The organism is Acinetobacter variabilis, assembly GCF_000369625.1.
In the GTDB taxonomy this organism is placed as follows: Bacteria; Pseudomonadota; Gammaproteobacteria; order Pseudomonadales; family Moraxellaceae; genus Acinetobacter; species Acinetobacter variabilis.
Genome location: NZ_KB850113.1, coordinates 389,504 through 411,160 on the forward strand (window position 1 = coordinate 389,504; position 21,657 = coordinate 411,160).

Below are 21,657 nucleotides of genomic sequence, written 5' to 3' on the forward strand. Positions count from 1 at the left end.
TCAAAGTTAAGATGATGGTATGACAATTTTATATACTCCATAAACCCTTTAAATTAATTAGGTGGTTTATGTCGCACTTCAAGTTTTACTCTGCCATGTATTGAAATCAAATGACATCCAAATCAGCATGGATGGTAAAGGTCGATGGGTTGATAATGTGATGGTTGAACGATTATGGCGGAGCGTTAAATATGAAGAGGTGTATCTCAAAGCCTACAGCAATGTTTTGGATGCGAAGAAGCAATTAAACGCATATTTTGAATTTTATAATTTGAAACGACCTCATTCGAGTCTGGACAAAATGACTCCAGATGAGTTTTACTATGACCAGCTACCACAACAAAATAAGGTAGCTTAACTAGAGCAGAGTATCACTTATAAATAAGCTTTTAGTTGTTCAAACATGTGGGACCACCTCTATTTAAAAAAAGGAAAGAAGATGAAAATTAAGTTTTTAACAGTTTCATTGATGCTTATTCTGCCATTTTCTGTTTTTGCAGCAAATACTGTAGTAGAAAAAGCGGTCATTGAATCAAATAATACATATAAGGCGAAGTATAACTTAGAGGATATGACTGAGTTTAATCAGGCTCAAAAGGGCTTTATTGCCAAGCCAACAGGTCAAATTAAAAGTGAGAAAGGCAATGTTATCTGGGATTTTGATGCATTTAGTTTTTTACAAGATCAAGCACCAAATACCGTTAATCCCACTCTATGGCGACAAGCAAAATTAAACAACAATGTTGGGCTATTTAAAGTAACAGATCGAGTTTGGCAAATTCGTGGTTTTGATTTGGCAAATATGACCATCATTCAGGGTGATACTGGCTGGATTATTGTGGATACATTAACCTCTAAAGAAACGGCTGAAGCAGCACTTAAATTTGCTAGACAGCATTTAGGTGAGCAAAAAATTTCAGCCATTATCTTTACCCATAGCCATATCGATCATTTTGGTGGTGCATTAGGCGTTCTTTCTAGCGAAGAAATTAACGCTAGAAAAACTCCAATTATTGCGCCAAAAGGCTTTATGGAAGAAGCGACCAGTGAAAATGTGATGGCAGGTTCAGCCATGATACGTCGTGCGACTTATATGTATGGAACTTTTCTACCTAAAAATGCGGAAGGATTGGTGGATACAGGTTTAGGTAAGGCTGTTGCTGTGGGAAAAATGGGCATCCTTGAGCCTACACAACTGATCACTCAACCAGAACAGAAAATGACGGTTGATGGCTTGGATTTTGTGTTTTATAACGTGCCGGGTTCAGAAGCACCAGCAGAATTAACGTTCTCTATCCCATCATTGAAACTTTATAACGGCGCAGAAATTCTATCTCATACCATGCATAATCTTTATACCCTTCGGGGTGCTAAAGTCCGTGATGCCTTAAAATGGGTGGGCTATCTAGACCAAGCAATGCAGCATGCCAAAGCATCCGATGTATTGATTGCACAGCATCATTGGCCTGTCTGGGGCAATGACAATATTCAAGATTTTATTAAAACCCAGCGAGATGTTTATAAGTTCACGCATGATCAGACGGTGAGATATATGAACTCTGGTTTTAATGGCGCTGAAATTGCCGAAAAAATTAAGCTTCCAGCGGCACTTGATCAAAAACTATATGCTCATGGCTATTATGGAACCCTAAAACATAATGTAAAAGCAGTATACCAATATTATATGGGATGGTTCGATGCCCATCCTTCCAATTTAGATCCATTACCCCCTAAAGCTGTTGCAAAAAAATATATTGAGTTAGCAGGTGGGGAGAACAATGCATTGAAAAATGCGCGGGATGCCTACGCTCAAGCTGACTATAGATGGGCTGCCGAGATTTTAAAACATATTGTGTTGAATAACCCTCAAAACCAACAAGCAAAAGACTTATTGGCGAATACTTATCGTCAATTGGGCTATGCTGCTGAGGCTTCAACTTGGCGTAATTTCTTTTTGGTGGGCGCTCAAGAGCTACAAAATAATGTACCCCTACAAAATACTTCTGATCCGAGTGATTTATTGATTCATACACCAACTGAAAGATTTCTTGAAGCTATGGCGACAAATTTAGATGTGGAAAATTTAAAAAATGAAAACCAGTGTATCAATCTGGTTTTGTCGGATACCAAAGAGCATTTTTCATTATGGGTTGAAAACTCAGTCATGCAGTTTAAGCGTTATGATGAAAGTAAAGATTTGGCATTGGATTGCCCTACATTAACCTTAACCAAGCCCTTATATCTAAAAATGATTACAGGTCAAATAGAAGGGGTAAAAGTCCTGCTTTCTAAAGACAGTAAAGTCAAAGGTAATCCACTGAAAATTGGAAAATTCTTTGCAATGTTTAAACGTCCAGATTCAATTTTCCCGATTGTGACTCGACCAAATGGCTAAGCTCAAATAAGTAAAGTCGAAACTTAAATTAATAGATCCAAAGAAATGGGTGAAATTATCAACTTGGTTCTCCCAATCTTATAACAGGAATACAAGAAATTATTTCTTGTATTCCTCTTTAAAATTAAAAGTAAGCTATATGTATTTTAACTCTATTGATACTTTATTAAATGGTTTTTGAATTTTTATACTTTATTTTCGATGGAGATATTTTTATTAGTAGCTTGTTTAAAAAAGATTTGTTTATTTTTCTATTAATTGCTTCTAAATAATAACTTCAATATTTTTGTGGTTAAAAGGCAAGGGGGTATTATGATGTGTTTTTTATTGAAAATAAGCTTTTATATTAGGGCGAATTCAAACATGAGGTGCGACAGTTTGAAAAGTCTTATGATAATCAACAAGCTGAGCAAATTTCTCTAATGGTGTAAGCCAATCTAACGCTTTTCTAGGACGAGTATTCAGTGACATGGCAACTTGATTTAAATAATGCTGATCTGCCTGATTTAAATCAATCCCTTTAGGTAAATATTGCCTAATTAAACCATTCATATTTTCGCATGTGCCTTTTTGCCAAGGTGAATGTGGGTCACAGAAATATACATCTATGCCTAAATCTTCTTCGAGTATTTTATGTTCTGACATCTCGCGTCCACGGTCATAGGTCAACGTTTTACGCAGTTCTGCAGGTAAATATTTCAGAGCTTCAGTTAAAGCCTTGCGCACTGATTCTGCCTTTGCATCAGGTAATGTTGCCAAGATACAGAGCCGTGTATTTCGTTCAATAAGTGTTGCTATCGAACTTTTATTGTCTTTACCTTTAATTAAATCAGCTTCCCAATGACCCGGTATTTTTCTTTCTTGAACTTCGGCTGGGCGCTCATGAATAGTTTTAATATCCTGTAATATAGAATCTTTTTTAGGTTCACCGTTAGCTTTTCGCTTTTTATTTTCATGACGCAGACAGGATAATAAGTCTTTTTTCAACTCACCCTTTGGTAATGCGCGTATCGTTGAATAAATCGTTGTATGGCTTACATTCATTGTTTGATCCAAATCAGGAAATGTCTTTAAACGCTTTGCTATTTGCTGAGGAGACCATAAACAACGGATCGCTTCAACAATAAATTTCCAGAGGATTGAATCGATTTTGAGTTTTCTGTGACCACGTCTACGTCTAGCGAAGGTGTTATCAGAAGCATATCGAGCTTGATAAACGTCATTGATGCTATTTCTTTTAAGCTCACGATAGATCGTACTAGGATGTCTTTTAATGAGTTCAGCAAATTTTCTGGCTGAAAAGCCTTCTTTTCTTGACTCAAGCATTAATGCAGTACGATCTTCAAAGTTAAGATGATGGTATGACAATTTTATATACTCCATAAACCCTTTAAATTAATTAGGTGGTTTATGTCGCACTTCAAGTTTTACTCTGCCATGTATTGGTTGGTTTGTCTGCCTTGTATCTGATTTATACGGGTACAAAATTGGGTCGACGCGATGTACATCATGAGTCTCAGGCTCGAGTAGTACGTTAACTGACTGAAAGTTAATTGAAATCATTGATATTTTTTTAATTAACTGATGCCTATAATAGATTAGTTAATTTAAAAGATATAAAGGCATTTAACAGAAACGGAGCTTAGGCTCCGTTTTTCGTCTTTAAATTGGTCAACCTATATAAAATTTTAAATTGATAAAAACCGTATAAAGTGATCAAAAAATCTCTATAAGTTTTTTCTATCAACCGGATAAAAATACTTAAAGAAGTTAAATTGTTCTTTGCCTAATTTAATTAACCTTTTTTCTAAAACCAGATAAGTAATAGAACCTGCTAAGATAGAAGAAGTAATAAGTATAGAGCTAAATAGGTAAGGGTTTAATATATTGAGTTTGTTTAAAACCATAGCAACTGGGCTTAAAGTAAAAGGATGAATCAAATATAAAGAGTAAGATGAATCTCCAAGATGATTAAAAAATCTTAAAATTAGTGATTTGGTTTCAGTGATTAAGTCCTCTAAAGCTACGCATCCAATAAAAATGAAAAACATCGGGATCCCGATTTTTAATGATCTCAAGGTGATGAAATCAGGTAGTTTATAAAAGTTTTGATAGGCTAAGATGGAAGCGCCGACAAGAACCATAAATAAAGACATTAATCGTGAAAGGTTAGTATTTTTTATAATGATAAATGCTAGAACGCCTAAAGCGAATTCAAGCAAAAGATTATGGGTTAAAAACATCAGAAATTCAGATTTTGGTTGGAGTATTAAACCTGTAGCCACAACAACTGAAAAATATAGAATGATAAAAAAATATTTATATAAGTCTTTTAATAAAAAGATTAGGAAAAATGAAAAAATAAAATAATAATAAAATTCATAGCTTAAGGTCCATCCATTATTGATTAAAAATTTACTGCCATTCGGAATTAAGAAGAAGGATTCGAAAATTCCTGTTTCACCACCAGATGAATTTATAAGATTTGGAGAAATCAGAAATACGATTAAAGCAAAAAAACTGAGAATCCAATAAAGAGGAATGATTCGGATGAATCGGTTTCTCATGAAATTTAAAAAATTAACTTTTTTATTATATGTTGTATAACACATAATAAAGCCAGAGATGATGAAAAATAAATCAACGCCAGAACCGCCTATGTGATACCACTGGAGCGCATCTACATTGTATTGTTGTCCTTTAAAGGAGGTATGGCTTATAACTACCATTAAGGCAGCAATCCCCCTAAGAAATTGCACTGAATAAAGCATAGTTATTATTTTATTAAAGTATTTAATTTAAACTATCATACTCAATGTTTGTCTCACAAATATACCTGGTGAAAGACCGTGAATATTACTGATTATTTAATCTAAAATTATTACGGTTATTTTTATATAAAAGTAGCCTATTTTACGAGAATTCGATTGTTTGCTAGAGTATTTTAAATAAATGAAAATTGAATTTTTTATTAATTATTATTATTTATTAGCCCCTTTAAAATATATTTCAAAATTTTAATAAAAAGTAAAAGTAATCAGCTTAATAAAAGAAATTTCAGAAACCATTTATGAATCAATTCAAAGATCACGTATACATTATCTTCTTCACACCAAAATTTGGGAATTTTCTATACATAAATGAAAGATATATTTTACAGTAATTGCTAAGATTTCTGTTTAGAAACCTTGGTACTATATTCAAATTTTTAATCATTAGATAATAAAAAACCCCGGCATCCTGCCGGGGTTTTTCGTATTGGTTAGCTTGGTATAACTCCTGTCGTACCTTACCGTCCTTGTGCTTATCTATTGTTATTCTTATGTGGAACTTCCTGTTCCTGATGTAATCATCATATGAAAATTCATTTAACCAAAATAGTAGTAAAGGACTTGAATGACTGTAAGTCAAAGACTACAGGATTGATTATTAAATAGGCATGTTTTTTGTATCGTTTAGAAATTTAAAACAGTTAACCTTTAAAAATATTTTGAGAAAAGAGGAAGAAGAATGTCCATGCTTAATAAGTTGCTTGAGCTCGACTTAGACTGTCGTTTCTAAGTAGAGTAGCAAGACTCATTTAATCTTTTCCTTCATCTTTGCTATTGTATTTGTAGCAGTTGCACTACTGATCGAGAACAAATCGCTGATTTACATTTTTGCTGGCTTGCTGCTGTTCTGGCAAAGATATCTGGTGCTCAAATTACATGAGCATTTAGAAAGTAAAAAAACTGATACTTGATGGTAGATCTCAAATAGCAAAATTTTGAAGCTTTTTAATATAGAAATATTTGGAAAATGCATATTAAAAGCAAGTGACTGAATTTATATAAAAATTCATTTTATTTTTCAAGTTATTTTACTATTCGATAAATTATTTTGTATATAATCATAGAAAATTTTTATAAAATCAGTTATATATATTAAACGGAAAAATATTGAGTAATGTACATAATCTAAAATATTGAGGTAGACAATGAGCGACGCAAGACTTTTATATGTTAGTAAGTTGTATGATTGCGAAGATCCAATGAATGATCTATTCAATATTCTTACAGAAGCGTTGAATTTCAATTCACGTAATGCGATTTTTGGGGCTCTGTATTATGGGAATGGTTACTTTGTTCAATGTCTGGAAGGAGATAGGAACAAGATTGAAGATCTGTTCTATAAAAAAATCTTGAAAGATCCTCGACATAAAAATTGTGAAGTACTGTATTTTGAAGATGTAAATGATCGACTCTTCTCAGACTGGCATATGAAATATGCCAATATCCATCAGGATATTCTTGGATTCTTTGCCGAACATAATCTGGATGAATTCAATCCTTATACCTTGAATGCCGAGACCATTCCTCAATTTATTCAGATATTGGCAAGTTTGAATGACCATGCCTATACATTGAAAGCAAGTTAATCCTTACATCATCATGCGATATAAGCTTTAGCCCTGCATCGTATGATTTTTTAAAAATTTTTTAAAATGAGTATTTACTTTAAATAAGTTAAATAAAAAATACTTTATAAATTCAAAAACATAAATATTGTTAATTCAAAAAAATATATCCAGATCTCATCCTTATCATTTCATACCAAGCCAAGCTTTTAAACCTAACAATCAGTGCAAAATTCTTCTGCTTTTCATCAGGCAGACGACACTTCTGTATTTTGAAAAATTTAAGTAGGCCGTTGAGGTTAGCTATAAATTAACCACAAGCAGACTTCGCTTTGAAACCGCTACCTAATTTATTATAAAAAAGAAATTTTTTAGGCTAATATAAAATTCATCATGATTATAAGTATCTATGTATATAGATACGATATTAAAAGGATTACAGCATGCAACAAGAAGTCATCATTGTCGGTGGTGGTATGGTCGGCCTGAGTCTCGCGCTGATGTTGGCTAAAACCAATATTGCAGTCAAACTTTTGGAAGCGATCAAATATCCAGATTATGATGATGTAAATCTTGCACCCTATCATTCCAGTTTTGATGCACGTAACAGTGCCTTATCACGCCGTAGTGTACAGATTTATCAGGAACTTGGGCTTTGGGATGCCTTGCAGGAACATGCAACGCCGATTCTTGAAGTGAATATCACTGAGCAGGGCAGTTTTGGTAAGGCGCGCTTAATTGCAGAACAGGAAAAAGTCGAAAGCTTTGGCCAAGTGATTGAAAATGCCTGGCTAGGTCGTGTGCTATTAACTCAAGTCAAAAAAGAACCACTCATTGAACTGATTGATGGGGTTCAGGTCAGCTCTCTGACTCAAGATGCTGAGTTTGCTTATCTTGAAGCACAACGTGGTGATGCTTTATTGAGACTTCAATCCAAAGTGGTGATTGCTGCTGATGGGCGTGATTCTTTCTGTCGTAAAGCGCTTGGCATTGGGGCTTCAGAGCATGACTATGATCAGGTCGCCATTGTCACTACCGTTCAAACTTCTAAACCGCATAATCATGTTGGCTTTGAACGCTTTAGCCACCTAGGACCATTAGCCTTATTACCACTTCCAGGTGAATATCGTCGTTCTGTCGTCTGGCCTGTGAAGAAAGGAACGGAAGGAGAATGGCTGGGTGAGGAAAATGACCAGCATTTCCTGAACGCCTTACAAGAAACCTATGGCGATCGTGCCGGTAAATTCCAGAAAACAGGCAAGCGCTTCAGTTTTCCATTGTCCCAAGTATTAGCAGAAAAACAGGCTGTGGGCCGCGTGGTCTTGATGGGTAATGCTGCACATACGATTCATCCAGTAGCGGGTCAGGGTTTTAACCTGTGTATGCGAGATGCGCATGTATTGGTGCGCTACCTGAAAGAGCAGCAGTCACAAGGCGCAGACTTAGGTGATGCAGCGGTATTACAGGACTATGAGAAATCCCGCTTGAATGATCAGCAAAGAGTGATCAAGTTCTGTGATTCAGTCGTACGTGGTTTTAGTAATCAGAATCCATTCTTGAAACTGATCCGTAATACCGGACTGATTGCTTTTGATACTATTCCTGGCATCAAGCCACTGGTCGCTAACTATGCCATGGGGTTAAAAGCATGAGTCTGAATCCGAGTTCTGATGTATTAGATGTTGTCATTGTTGGTGGTGGGCTAGTAGGTGGCCTGACCGCTTTATTACTTGCTCAAGGTGGTGTGCAAGCTACTGTGCTGGATGCTGCGCCTATTCTGGATGCAGACAAAACTTTAAGCGTAGCCAATCCGCGGGTTTTGGCTTTAAGTCAGGCGACCATTCATTTATTAAAAACCGTGGGTGTGTGGGACAAACTTGCACGCCAGCAGCCATATACTGGAATGCAGGTCTGGAATAAAAATGGCTACGGTGAAATTAACTTTGGTCATTCTTCAGAAAGGACACCTTCTGTAGAGCAGGCGCTAGGCTCGATGGTAGAACCGAGTATCCTGAATCTGGCCATACAGCAAAAGATGCTTGAAGAGGTGCAAGATTACCGCACACAGGTCAAAGTTAGCCGGGTGGAACGTGGTGTAAATGTCTGGATCATTCATCTGGCAGACGGCACCCAGCTCAAAACCAAGTTGGTCATTGGCGCAGATGGCGCGAACTCCTTTGTACGTGAACAAGCCTTTATCGATATCGATGTACTGGACTATAAACAGGCTGGAATCAGCTGTGCAATTAGAACAGCCCAGCCGCATCAGCATGTGGCTCGTCAGATTTTTCTGGAAACCGGTCCTTTGGCTTATCTGCCAATGGCAGGTCTTAAAGAAGAAGAGCAAGGCCACTGGCAATCCATAGTCTGGACATTACCTGATGATTATGCCGATGAATATGCAGCATTATCAGATGCTGACTTCACTCAACTATTGACCCGTGAAAGCTATCATATGCTGGGCGAAGTGCTGGAAGCGACACCGCGAGCTAAATTCCCACTCAAAGCTCGTGCTGCACAGCAGTATGTACAAGATGGCTTAGCATTAATTGGTGACGCTGCGCATGTGATTCATCCGCTTGCTGGACAAGGGGTTAATATCGGCTGTCTGGATGCTGCTGTACTTTGTGAGGTGTTGCTACATGACAAAGCGCGTGGAGTGTGGGCCCATGTGCAGACCTTAAAACGTTATGAGCATCGTCGTAAAGGCCAGAATGATGCGATGATGCATAGCATGTCGGCGATTGGCTGGATGGAAACTACTGAGCTTTTCCCAGTGGTATGGGCACGTAATTTCGGGCTGAAACAGGTAGAGCAACAGGCAGTCCTGAAAGATGCATTTATGGCTCAGGCGAATGGTTTAAGTTTACTCAAAGATACACGTTATTCAACCTAGTGGCCGAATGTAAATTTTTTAAACAAACATCTATAAAGAGTAACTATTTTGTTTAAAAAAGATACGATTTTTTGAAAATTAGGGCTAGGCGAAGACCAAAGAGATTGCTAAATTTCAGTTAATTTAAAGCTTGGTTCAATAGATAAAAGCGAAGCCGTTTGTGGGGAGAGCAAAATGACAGACGTAAATGATTATGATGATGTAGAAGATCCTGTAATCGACGACGATGAAGCAAAAGCAGCAGAAAAAGGTGCTGCAAGTAGCGAAGAAGTTGTGAATGATACAGACGTATTAGAAGCTGAAACTTTGACTGTAACTGCTAAGCAGAAAAAACGTCAGGCACTTGAGGATGAAATTGCAGCTTTTCTGGCAAGTGGTGGCCGTATTACTGAAGTTCCAGCTGATGAATCCGTTGCAAGAGAATAATTGCACTTGATATTCGCGAATAAAAAAACACCACATTGATTGTGGTGTTTTTTATGGATAAAGAAAAGTTAATCGTTGGCTGAAGTCAGTTCCAGAGCACGTTGATAGGCAATTTTTTTCTTGATCCCGGTCAAATCTGCAGCCAGTTGTGAAGCTGCTTTGACAGACAGGTCTTGTAATAAACGCACTAACAGCTTGTCCAGTTTTTCCTGATCCAGATCTTTCTCTTCGATAGAACCACCAATCACCAGTACGATTTCACCTTTTTGCTGGTTATGGTCATTGGCAACAAATTCGACCAGTTCACCCAGTGTCATTTTCTTGATGGTTTCAAAGGTCTTGGTAATTTCACGGGCAAAACCGACAGGACGTTCTGCACCGAATACCGCTGCCAGATCTTTAACACATTCCAGAATGCGGTGCGGTGCTTCATAGAAAATTAAGGTCTGGGTTTCATCTTTCAGTTTTTCCAGAGTCAAGAGCCGCTGGCTTTGTTTAGACGGCAAAAAACCTTCAAAGCTGAAACGGTCACTCGGTAAACCTACTGCGCTTAAAGCGGCAATTGCAGCACATGCACCCGGCACAGGAACCACTCGAATATTATGTTCTTGCGCAGCACGGACAAACTTGAATCCTGGATCGCTAATCAGTGGTGTGCCTGCATCACTGATTAATGCTATATCTTCACCATTGAGCAGGCGTTGAATCAACTGATCAATCTTGTTGCTTTCATTATGTTCATGACAGGCTGTCAAAGGTGTTTGAATATTAAAGTGTTTAAGTAATTGTGCAGAAGTTCGTGTATCCTCAGCTGCAATAAGACTCACCGATTTCAATACATTAATTGCACGATAACTAATATCATCTAAGTGCCCGATTGGAGTCGCAACAACAAATAACTGAGCACTCATAGGTTTCTCCATGTGGAATAAGTCGAATAATAAAAAATGGAAGATTCAAAATAAAATTTTGGGCTTGGGGTTACTGGTCTGCGTCAGCAGCGTACAAGCGGAAGTGCTGATTATTCTACCTGAAACCGGCCCCTTGGCGCGAGCTGCTTCGAGTATCAAGCAAGGATTTCTCAGTGCATATACGGCGTCCGGACAGAAAGTACCATTGAAATGGGTCAATTCAGACCAGAAAAAAATCTCTCAGTTACTCAAACAGCATGTCAGTAAAAAGACGCAAATGGTGATCGGTCCTCTGGGACGTCAGGATGTAGAGCAGCTGGTGCAGACTAAACCCAAGATTCGTACACTGAGTTTGAATGAAACTAGCCTCACGGCCCCAAATATCTGGCAATTTAGCCTGTCGAAAAAAGAAGATGCAGCTGCCTTACAGAAGCAGATTGCGCTAGATGGGATTCAGCAACTGTTTGTGCTGCGTCAACCGGGCAGTGAGTCAGAACATGAACTCTTGCTAATGTCACTACTTAGCCAGAGTGAGCTGCAACTGGAAATGATCCAGAAGCCGCCATTTTTTCTGAAGAGCAAGCAGGGGATCCTATTGCTCGGCAATGCGGACTGGCTGGCATCCTTACAGGGTTTAGGACATAAACGGATTTACACAGTCGCGAATGCAATTAATGAACAGCATGCTCCGCCACGAGGTATCAAGTTCTGCGATGTGCCGGTACTTTATTTTGCTAACTGGCCTGATGTGATGCAGGCTTATCAACAGGCACCGGTGAATATGTCCTATCAGCGTTTGATTGCTTTTGGTGGCGATGCCTGGCAAATCACCCAGTATTATTTAAACAATAAAAAAATACGCAATATTGAATTCCAGGGTCGTACTGGAATGATTCGGGTATCGGATCAAGGCATACAACGCACACCGTCCTGTTTTCAGCAGAGTGCCAAAGGTCTCAAGGCACTATAAGGGTCAGCGATGCAGAAACAATTAGGCGCATGGGCAGAACAGCAGGCTGCCCAACTGATGCAGCAACAAGACTTTCAGCTCATTGCCAGAAACTGGCATAGTCGCTATGGTGAACTTGATCTGGTCATGCAGCGTGAGCAGGAAATGGTCTTTGTCGAGGTAAAAGCACGGGCTAAAACAGCTTATGCATTGGCTTTTGAATCTGTTTCCTCTGCCAAGCAACGAAAAGTCCTACAAACGGCTGTATGTTTTATTCAAAAAAATCCACAGTTTGCACATTATTACTATCGTTTTGATGTGATTTGTTTTGATTTTAATCGGTATTTTGCAAAAACCATACAGCATGATTTTTCGCAATACCCTTATGATCTGCACTGGTTTGAAAATGCTTTTACTTTTGATCAAGAGTTTATTAATCTTTGAATAAAATAAGATCTGATGCGGTAGATAAAATTTGCAGCATCATGGGAAAGTTCAAGTATGATGAAGAACATCTGGCCTTGAAAAAACAGATTATTATATTGAAATAAGACTGATTAAAATTAAGGAGTCTTGCTGAGTGGTTAAGCGTATTGCAATAACAATGCTGTGTGTCGCAAGTTTATCGGGTTGTGCCAGCTTTATTTCTAGCGGTACTGGTACGGCTCCTGTAGGTACCGAAAATGGAGCTCGGACGCTAGGACAGGTATTTATCGATTCTTCTATTGTACGTACTGCAAAAATTAATCTTTATAAACTGGATTCACGTTTTAAACAGTCAAGGGTCAATATTGAAAGCTTCCATGGCAATGTCCTGTTGACCGGGCAGGTGCCGGATGCGCATCTCAAGCAATTGGCAGAAGATAATGTCAAATCCATGAGTGACGTCAAAGCGGTGCACAATTTTATTACTGTGGGTAACCAGAGCAGCTACACTACGATCATGCAGGATACCGCCGTGACGGCGAATACCCGTGGCCTGATTATGAAAGCACCAGTGGTGTCTGACAGCAAAGTGCATGTGCATACTGAAGATGGCGTGCTGTATGTGATGGGACGTCTGAACAGTGCTGAAATCGATGATCTGAATCAGGTACTGCAACAAGTGGGTAATATCACTAAAATTGTCACGCTAATCGACAACGTGGATCAGCGCTCTGGTTATAATACTAACCAGAATTTTGCAGCGCCTGCATCTTATGCACAGTCGGGTGTTGAACAGACTCCAGTCGCCATTGATCCTGATACAGTTGAACCGACTGATGTTCCATAAGGTCGGTCAATTTAAAACGCAGCTTTCAGATCGGATCCTTGAAGTCCAGCAACGTTATAAAGATTTCCGGATCTATGATTTTGGCAGTTATGCGCTGAACCGTTTAACCCCAAAACAGGGTTATAGTGTTGAAACCCAGTTAGCCTATGGCTTAAGAGCCCGTCAACGTTTTGATCTGTTTTTAAGTCATCAGCCTTTAGCGCATCGCCCCCTGATTGTCTTTGTCCATGGTGGTGCCTGGCTGCACGGTGATAAAAAGGATTACCATTTCATTGGCGAGACTTTTGCCAAAGAAGGCTATGATGTGGTGGTGATGAACTATCACCTAGCGCCTGAACACATTTTCCCGATCTATATTAATGACCTGCATCTGTTGCTAAATCATTTGCAGCAGCATGCAGGCCAGTTAAATGTTTCTACGGAAAATTTGGTCTTGATGGGACATTCAGCCGGGGCATTTAATGTCATGTCAGCGCTATACCATCCACAAAAGGCCATGATTGAGCGGGAACAAATCCGCGCCATTATTGGTCTGGCAGGACCGTATCATTTTAACTATAAAGATGATCCAATTTGTGCCGATGCTTTTGACCAGTCGATTCCGTATCAGCAGGTGATGCCATATTATTTTGTGGAAAATACCTCCACCAAACATTATCTGTTCATGGCAGAGCGGGACAATATTGTCGGTCATTTCAACAGTCAGGATCTGGATCGGGTATTAAAAGACCATGGCAATCATAGCGAGCTGATTACGATTCCGAAACTGGGCCATATTACAATGATTGGTTCATTGTCCAGTTTGTTTAGCCGGTTCTTTGAAACCAAGCCACGTGTGATGTGGGCGCTAGAGGATGCTTTTAAGTGAAGATCAGTGATCATGGTAATTCCCACAAAAAAAGCCCGGTATGAAAACCGGGCTTTTTTTAATTGAAAACCTTAGAGCCATTCACGGGTATCATCTGCGACTGGTGTGCCTTGAGTCACATGCATGATCATGGCATGGGCAATACTGCCTTTAAACGGAATTTCCGGCAACTGATCAAACTTGAAAAATTTCGCATCGCTAATTTCTTCTTCCTGCAATTGCAGCTCACCGCCAGCATATTCTGCTTTGAAGGCAATCATCAGATTACTCGGGAAGGGCCAGGGCTGACTGGCCAGATACTGGATATTTTTCACTTTCAAGCCGACTTCTTCCAGCGTCTCGCGACGTACCGCTTCTTCAAGCGTTTCCCCAACTTCGACAAATCCGGCAATCAGGCCATACATCTGGCTTTTGGTATTACGTGCATTTTTAGCCAGCAAAATTTCATCTTCACCACGGGTAATCACAGTAATCACACAAGGTTGCACCCTTGGATACTGACGATAATGGCAAGCTGGGCAAACCATGGCATATTCAACAGCATGGGCTTCAGTCGGGGTGCCACAGTGGCTACAGAACTTGTGATTCCGGCGCCATTCCAGTAGTTGCACAGCACGGCTGGCCTGTTCAAATTGCTGAACATTCCAGAACTGTAATAATTGACGGATCGGAACCAGTTGCAAGCCTTCAGGAGTTGGCTCATCTGGAAGAAGATCACGGGCAATCACCTGATCACCCGGATTCAGCAGCAAATCACTTGCCAGAGCTTCAACTCGAGGCAGTTGAAAGTGTTGGTCGACCAGCAACTGTTGCTGCTGGAAAATATAAGCAAGTGATAATTTTTCAGACATTAGGCAACGATTTTCAGTTTTTCACTACTGTCTAATGCTACCTTAAACATGGACTGTAATACAGGCTGTTTGTTCTTTAAGTTGTCGATCATCATGTCGGCACTAGCCAATGCATCCAGCGCATGATGAATTTCTGCTGGCGTTAATGCGACCGACTGTTCAATACGGTTTTTGATAAACAGGGCAGTTGTAGTGAATGCAGCTTTCACATGTTCAGCATTCAGGAACAGCATAGCACCGCCAATTTCACAGAACTGGATGGGTACAGGTTCGAGTTTGGTCAGATCTTGATCCTGCAGATAATCAGTCAGAATCTGGCTAGATAATTCAATCAGTGCCTTGGTTTCATTCAACAAAGCGTTATGTGCTTCGTCCAGACGATCCAATGAGATATTCATGTTATTCACACGTAGCTGCAGACGGCTCGAAGTATGGTGACGTTCCAATACACCAATCGAGTTCATCGCGGATAGAATCACATTCATCAACTGCTGGGCAAAAGACTCATCTTTCAGAATATCTGCCTGGCTGAGTGAAGCTGCCTGACGGTTTAAATCATGATAGGCTTCGTTCAGGTTCAGAACCTTGAAGGTATTGGCCAAGCTATTCAGCTGAGTCTGGAGTTCCTGCGTTTTTTCAGGTGTCATGTGCTGATAGTTGTATTCGATATCATTGCGGATCTGGGTCATTTCCGCAGTCACCAGCTCGCTAATGGTATGCATGGTTTCAAAGTCCGGACCATATAGGTGACGGCTGAACACCTGAAGTTGCATATCTGTCAGTAGATCATCACCAATATTCAGCTGGCTACGGATTTGCTGTGCAGTTGCATCTTCCTGACTAATACATAAGCTCAATACATTTGCCAGATCAGACAGAGAGGCTTTGAAGCTGTCGGCTGAACTAAAGTACTGTGCCATGTTGCGTTCAATACTGATTAAAGTACGTAAACGTGGTTCATTGATGAGCAGGTGATCAATATTATCAAAAGCAACATGTACCAGATGCCAGTATTGCTTGCTTGGATGATTTGCTGAAAGGCCTGCCAGATAAGTACCGACCAGTTTGATCGCCTGCAGGTCCATTTCGCTTTCTTCCTGTTTCAGCAGTTTGTTAAGAGACAGCTTGTACAGGCGTTGCACATATTTCGATTTTTCCAGACCTGGTACTTGGGGTAACTGGAAGTCTGGAGTAATCAGATCAAGCAAAGGTTCAATATGCTGACCTTCGGTCGTCAATGGTTTGCCAAGCGCAAGTTCCAGACGGTTCAGGGTATCGAGCAGGAACTGCGGAATTTTCACTTCACGCAAGCAGATAAATTCGATATAGCGTTTCAGCATGGTGGTGCCTTCACTCAATGCGATCACATCCTGAGTGTTGACCTGCGCCGGATTCCCCATAATCTTGCGCATCAGTTCTGCTGAATATTGAGCAATTTGTGCCAGATTCGGCATATCAATCAGTGCCAGTACCTGTGCACATTGTTCGAACTGATTTAATGCATCGTCAATGCCAAAAGGTAAAGTTTGATCTTCTACCAAGGTGCTTACTGCTGATTCGACTAACTTGATCGAGTTATCAACCTCATTTTTTATTATCAGTAAAGCTGTTGGATCAAAATGTATAGAGGTTTGGTAAGACATGGATCTGCACCTTTCCTTGAGTATTATCTATATATGAGCCCCGCTTTATCGGACGGGGCCTCTTTGGAATTACTATAACTGAAGAACTGTATTTTAAAAGCGAAATTACTGCTTGAAATTTAGATTTTATTTGGCAAAAAGGCAAGGCGTTCCCTGCTTTTCTTCAAATTGTTTGACCCATTTCTCATGTTCGGCAAGTTCTTCATCTGATGGAAGAATCACAGGCAATTCAATTTCGATTTTGACAGTGCCTGAACTGCCGCCTTGTTCTTCGGTATGTGACAGGGCATCCATATCAAAAGAGACCTGTCCACCGGTCATGGCCAAATAAACATCGGACAGAATTTCCGCATCGAGCAAGGCACCGTGGAAGGTACGGTCACGCTGTGGAATTTCATAACGACGCACGAGGGCATCTAGAGAGTTTTTCTGTCCGGGATGCTTGGATTTGGCCATTGCCAGAGTATCGGTTACTTCACAAACTTCAGAAAGTGCGACAAAGCCTGCACGCTTGAATTCCATATCCAGGAAGTTCATATCGAAGGTCGCGTTATGCGCAATAATTTCGGCACCTTGCAGATAGTCAAACAGTACCTGTGAGATTTCTTCAAACAGCGGCTTGTCTTGCAGGAACTCGTCGGTAATACCGTGGACATTTACCGAATCGCCAACCGGTTTTTTCGGATTGATATAAATATGGATTGAGCTGCCGGTAAGTTTCCGGTTAATCATTTCGATCGCACCCACCTCAATGATCCGGTCACCATCCTGATAATAGAAACCGGTGGTTTCCGTATCCAGAATCAATTGACGGGGGCCATGCAGCTCTAAGGTCGGCGGTGTAATCACAATTTGCGGATGTAGTTCGGTTGAATCTGAAGTGACTGAAGCAGACTCATCGGTATTTTCAATTGTTTCTAAATTTTCAGTCTGTTCCATTTCTTCTTCGGCCATTTCCATGCTCTCTTCGAGTTCTTCTTCACTATCGACAAGATCCAGCCCGAAAGGGTCGTCTAGAAGCCAGTCAGGTTCAGATTTTTTTTTATTTTCAGTGATTGCAGTAACTGATTTGGATTTTTTCAAAGTTTCATCTGCCCCCTGGTTGGCCAGTTGATCGGCCATTTCATTGCCAGGATGTCCGGCATGGCCTTTTACCCAGTGCCATTCAATATCGCGGCCTTGGCAGGTGGCATCCAGTTTTTGCCATAGATCCGGATTTTTAACGTCTTTCCAGTTTTTCTTTTTCCAGCCATGAATCCATTCGGTAATGCCTTGTTTGACATAATTGGAATCGGTATAAATGACCAGCTTGGCATCTTTTGGACAGAACTGAATGCCTTCGATCGCTGCGGTCAGCTCCATGCGATTATTGGTGGTATGATCTTCGCCACCGCAAATTTTGTGTTCCTGCTGTTCGGTAATTATGTACGCACCCCAACCGCCTAAACCCGGGTTGCCGCGACAGGCGCCATCAACATATAGCGTGATAGTGTGAGACATAAATTAAAATCCGATCAAAAAAGAACTTGCTGAAGCGGATATTGTATAACGCAAATACGCTTGATGCGTCTAGATGCACCAGTTTTTTTAATTTCTTGTAACATTTAACGTGAAATCGGGGTAAATTAATGCCTTGTGTCCACGACATGCTTCACTACAATGGCATATCTAAAAAATAAATTTATATACGAATTGTTTGGATTTCTTTATGTATAAACCAACCGCAATTTTGTGGCAGCCTGCATTACCAACATTTTTAAAATTTTCTGTACTTGGAACGGCACTCGCTTCCTTGGGACTGACGGGCTGTTCTTCTACACAAAGTGCGACCCAAAAAGCGTCAAGCAAGCAGGTTGGCTCACAATATCTAGATGCAAGCAGTTTGGATGGGCTGGAAGATTTACTTTCTGCAACGGATATGCGTGCGGTTGAAGGTGACCGCTTACTGATTTTGAAGCATGGTGATATCTGGAAACGGATGACCGTGGGTTTCAAGATGGATCTGAATACCTGGAATCCGCGTATTGATGCACAGCGTGGCTGGTTTATTTCCCGTCAGCCTTATCTGGACCGCCTGAGTGCCCGTGCATCGCGCTATCTCTATTATACGGTGAAAGAAGCAGAACGCCGTGGCATGCCTACAGAGCTGGCTTTATTACCGATCATTGAAAGTTCTTATGACCCGGCGGCGACCAGTAGTGCAGCAGCAGCAGGTTTATGGCAGTTCATTCCAAGTACTGGCCGTATTTATGGTCTGAAACAAACCTCACTTTACGATGGCCGTCGTGATGTCGTTGAGTCGACTCGTGCGGCTTATGAGTTTCTAGGCAGCTTATATAACCAGTTTGGTTCCTGGGAATTGGCTTTGGCCTCTTATAATGCCGGTCCAGGCCGTATCCAGCAGGCGATTAACCGTAATAAGGCCGCAGGCTTGCCTACCGATTATTGGTCCTTGAAACTGCCTCAGGAAACCATGAACTATGTGCCGCGTTTCCTGGCAGTTGCGCAGATTGTGAAAAATCCGGGTACTTATGGCGTGAGTTTGCCACCAATTGCCAACCGTCCTCACTTTCGTGAAGTGACTGTCGGTGCAGCCAATTTAAATGAGATTGCAGCCATTACCGGTTTAAGCCGTGCTGAACTGTATCAGCTTAACCCGGGGCATCGTGGTGATCGTATTGATCCGGAAAGTCCGCGCCGTATTTTGATTCCGGCTGACTTAAGTCCATCGATTGATGGAAAACTGAAAAAACTGCAGTCTAGTTCAAGCGGCTTATGGGCAGGTACTGTCAGTAACTCGCCTAAAACGACCACTACAGTAACTCCAAATCCAACTGTAGCACCAGCATCAACCAGTACCACCATCGTACCTGCCAAGCAGACTCCGCCGGTGCTTGCCACTACGACTGCTAAGACTGCAACAGCAACTAAAGCTCCAACTGCGACTACATCACCAAAGCCAGCTACGACTGCACCAGCAGCAGTGTCAACCACGACGACACCTAATCTAACTGCACAAACCACCAAACGGGTCAGCACACCACGTGGTTCCGAAGCACTTGCTGAATTTGCGGCAAAAAGTGAATTGCCTATTCCAAGCGCGCCACGTATTCCGGTTGCTGTGACGCCAGTTGCTTCAGTGAAGCCTATCCAGGTCGAGCCACCAATTACCGCAGCTGAACGTCAGCAAATCCAGAAAGTGGTGTCAGCAGAAGAAATTAATAAGACCGTGGATGAGCTTTTACAACCTGTGGCGACTGCAGCTGAACAGGCACAGGTCATTGAAGAGTTGAAAGCACTGGCACCTGCAGGCACAGAAATTGTTGACCCTTATGATGGCAAGATCAAACTGACTGCAATTCAGACCAGTCAGTCTATTGCCGAGCAGCAGGGCAAGGAACTGACCAAAGGATTCTCATATCCGAAAGAAGTCGCTGTAAACACCAGTGCAGATTCAGTTGAAGCTCGACTCAATCAGGGCAAAAACTATGTAAAAACTGATTCAGAAGTTGTGGTTGTGGCACCGAAAGGTAAGCGCAGTACCTATAAGGTTTTACCGGGCGATAATCTGGCATTGATTGCAGCGAAGAATGGCGTGAACTGGCGTGATGTCGCGAAATGGAACCAGATTGATCCAAACTCTACATTATATGTGGGCACCACAATTTATCTCTATGATGCCAACCCAGTACAGGAAGTACCGAAAGCCAAAGAGAAACCGGAAAGTTATGTGGTTCAGGCCAATGATTCTTTGACCAGCGTTTCCAGCCAGTTCGGCCTGAGTGTTAAACAGTTGGCTGATTATAATGATCTGAGTACGACCAGTGGTTTATTTGTGGGGCAAAAGCTTTCCCTAAAAGAAAGTACCAGCAAAGCGAAAGTTGAAGACAGCAAAAAAGTCGAAACTGTCAAAGTCCAGACCAAGTCCTATACCGTTAAACGTGGTGAGTATCTGAAACTGATTGCAGATCGCTACGCATTGTCGAATGCAGAACTTGCTGCACTAACTCCGGGTTTAACCGCGGGTAGCAGTTTGATGATCGGACAGAAGATTAATGTTCCTCTCAATGAAGTTGATGAACTGACTGCGAGCAGCAAGAAAACCGAAAAAATCGAACAGAAGTTTGAGAACGTTAAGGTTGATCATACGCCAACAGAAAGCTATCAGGTCAAACGTGGTGAAACCCTGTACAGCATTGCCAATCAAAGTAAATTGACGGTATCTGAACTGGCAGCGTTAAATGGCCTCTCTGCAAACAGCGGCTTACGCATTGGTCAGACCATCAAGATTCCGGCCGGTAGTCAGGTTCCTGACAGTTATACGGTTCAATCGGGTGATACGCTGACCGGGATTGCAGCAAAATATAATCTGTCGATGGATCAGATTGCCAACCTGAACAATATTTCCCGTAGTGCCAATGTGCGTGTGGGTCAGCATCTGAAATTATCTGGTAGTCCTGAACCTGTGCAGGAAGTGGTCACCGAGACTCAGGAAAACAATGTCAAATCAGATACTCACATCGTGAAATCTGGTGAAACCTTAAGCTCGATTGCCCGCCAATATCATCTACAATTACGTTATCTGGCAGACCTGAACGGCCTAAGCACCAATAGCAATGTGCGGATTGGACAGCGTTTAAAAATTAATGAAGATATTCAGATTGCCAAAAAAGAGCCGGTAGTAAAAGTCGCAACAAAATCTGCCTCTTCTAAGGCGACAGAATCCTATACGGTAAAATCCGGAGAATCACTGATTGCGATTGCCAATCGTGTAGGAGTACCCGTTACTGATCTGGCGAGCCTGAATAATATTAGTCCACGTGCTGGTTTACGTGTGGGCCAAACGCTTCAGCTTCCAAAGCTGGTCACTGAATACAAGGTGAAGCGTGGCGATACCTTGATTGGTCTGGCATCCCGTTATGGTATGGCAACCAATGAGCTGGCAGAAATGAATGAGCTGAAACCCAATACTCAATTGCGTATTGGTGATGTGATTAAGGTTCCAAATTAATTTCTGGATCGTGAAATTGTTTAATCCCGTCCATGTCT

The 21,657-nt window shown here is 41.0% G+C and carries 16 protein-coding genes and 1 pseudogene; 11 read left to right on the forward strand and 6 right to left on the reverse strand.

Features of this window, described 5'->3' with window-relative positions; all coding sequences use genetic code 11:
• Positions 1-97 precede the first annotated feature (97 nt).
• Positions 98-358: pseudogene (locus F897_RS07525) on the forward strand (integrase core domain-containing protein); the annotation flags it as partial.
• An 81-nt stretch (positions 359-439) separates the two neighbouring features.
• Positions 440-2,395, forward strand: coding sequence for an alkyl/aryl-sulfatase (locus F897_RS07530; RefSeq protein WP_000693745.1), 1,956 nt, complete (start codon positions 440-442; stop codon positions 2,393-2,395).
• Positions 2,396-2,752: 357 nt separating this feature from the next.
• Here F897_RS07530 and F897_RS07535 read toward each other — a convergent pair whose 3' ends face one another.
• Positions 2,753-3,778, reverse strand: coding sequence for an IS30-like element ISAba125 family transposase (locus F897_RS07535; RefSeq protein ID WP_079265503.1), 1,026 nt, complete (start codon positions 3,776-3,778; stop codon positions 2,753-2,755).
• A gap of 344 nt (positions 3,779-4,122) precedes the next feature.
• Positions 4,123-5,166, reverse strand: a complete 1,044-nt coding sequence (locus F897_RS07540) for an acyltransferase family protein (RefSeq protein WP_005234754.1) — start codon at positions 5,164-5,166, stop codon at positions 4,123-4,125.
• A gap of 1,205 nt (positions 5,167-6,371) precedes the next feature.
• Here F897_RS07540 and F897_RS07545 point away from each other — a divergent pair.
• From F897_RS07545 to F897_RS07560, 4 genes are all read left to right on the forward strand, one after another.
• A complete protein-coding gene (locus F897_RS07545) occupies positions 6,372-6,812 on the forward strand; it encodes a BLUF domain-containing protein (protein ID WP_004782875.1) in 441 nt (146 codons plus the stop codon).
• 422 nt (positions 6,813-7,234) lie between these two features.
• The gene (ubiH, locus tag F897_RS07550; RefSeq protein WP_005234755.1) at positions 7,235-8,443 is read left to right on the forward strand and encodes a 2-octaprenyl-6-methoxyphenyl hydroxylase; all 1,209 of its coding nucleotides are present in this window, start codon (positions 7,235-7,237) and stop codon (positions 8,441-8,443) included.
• The gene (locus F897_RS07555; protein WP_005234756.1) at positions 8,440-9,687 is read left to right on the forward strand and encodes an FAD-dependent monooxygenase; all 1,248 of its coding nucleotides are present in this window, start codon (positions 8,440-8,442) and stop codon (positions 9,685-9,687) included. Before ubiH ends, F897_RS07555 begins: the two co-directional genes overlap by 4 nt.
• A 174-nt stretch (positions 9,688-9,861) precedes the next feature.
• Entirely contained in the window at positions 9,862-10,113 is a 252-nt protein-coding gene (locus F897_RS07560) for a hypothetical protein (protein ID WP_004782870.1), read from the forward strand.
• A gap of 68 nt (positions 10,114-10,181) precedes the next feature.
• Here F897_RS07560 and rsmI read toward each other — a convergent pair whose 3' ends face one another.
• Positions 10,182-11,024 (reverse strand): 16S rRNA (cytidine(1402)-2'-O)-methyltransferase, encoded by an 843-nt coding sequence (gene rsmI / locus F897_RS07565; RefSeq protein ID WP_005234757.1) that lies wholly within the window; start codon positions 11,022-11,024, stop codon positions 10,182-10,184.
• A 10-nt stretch (positions 11,025-11,034) separates the two neighbouring features.
• Between rsmI and F897_RS07570 the strand changes: the two genes are divergently transcribed.
• The 4 genes from F897_RS07570 (at position 11,035) to F897_RS07585 (ending at position 14,114) form a co-directional block, all read left to right on the forward strand.
• Positions 11,035-11,994 carry a penicillin-binding protein activator gene (locus F897_RS07570; protein WP_005234759.1) on the forward strand — a complete coding sequence of 320 codons (960 nt, stop codon included), beginning with the start codon at positions 11,035-11,037 and terminating at the stop codon, positions 11,992-11,994.
• A 9-nt stretch (positions 11,995-12,003) separates the two neighbouring features.
• Entirely contained in the window at positions 12,004-12,417 is a 414-nt protein-coding gene (locus F897_RS07575) for a YraN family protein (RefSeq protein ID WP_005234761.1), read from the forward strand.
• A gap of 136 nt (positions 12,418-12,553) precedes the next feature.
• The gene (locus F897_RS07580; RefSeq protein WP_004782863.1) at positions 12,554-13,246 is read left to right on the forward strand and encodes a BON domain-containing protein; all 693 of its coding nucleotides are present in this window, start codon (positions 12,554-12,556) and stop codon (positions 13,244-13,246) included.
• Positions 13,236-14,114 (forward strand): alpha/beta hydrolase, encoded by an 879-nt coding sequence (locus F897_RS07585; RefSeq protein WP_005234763.1) that lies wholly within the window; start codon positions 13,236-13,238, stop codon positions 14,112-14,114. The genes F897_RS07580 and F897_RS07585 overlap by 11 nt, the downstream gene beginning before the upstream one ends.
• A gap of 71 nt (positions 14,115-14,185) precedes the next feature.
• Here the strand turns inward: F897_RS07585 and nudC are convergent, their stop codons facing one another.
• The 3 genes from nudC to dnaQ form a co-directional block, all read right to left on the reverse strand.
• On the reverse strand, positions 14,186-14,965 hold the full coding sequence (gene nudC / locus F897_RS07590) for an NAD(+) diphosphatase (RefSeq protein WP_005234764.1): 780 nt from the start codon (positions 14,963-14,965) through the stop codon (positions 14,186-14,188).
• Complete coding sequence (locus F897_RS07595; protein ID WP_005234765.1) at positions 14,965-16,608, reverse strand: hypothetical protein; 1,644 nt, start codon at positions 16,606-16,608, stop codon at positions 14,965-14,967. Before F897_RS07595 ends, nudC begins: the two co-directional genes overlap by 1 nt.
• A gap of 126 nt (positions 16,609-16,734) precedes the next feature.
• Positions 16,735-18,108: a DNA polymerase III subunit epsilon gene (gene dnaQ, locus F897_RS07600; RefSeq protein WP_005234766.1), complete on the reverse strand. Its 1,374-nt coding sequence runs from the start codon at positions 18,106-18,108 to the stop codon at positions 16,735-16,737.
• Positions 18,109-18,316: 208 nt separating this feature from the next.
• Between dnaQ and F897_RS07605 the strand changes: the two genes are divergently transcribed.
• Positions 18,317-21,619: a LysM peptidoglycan-binding domain-containing protein gene (locus F897_RS07605; protein WP_005234767.1), complete on the forward strand. Its 3,303-nt coding sequence runs from the start codon at positions 18,317-18,319 to the stop codon at positions 21,617-21,619.
• Positions 21,620-21,657: the final 38 nt, after the last annotated feature.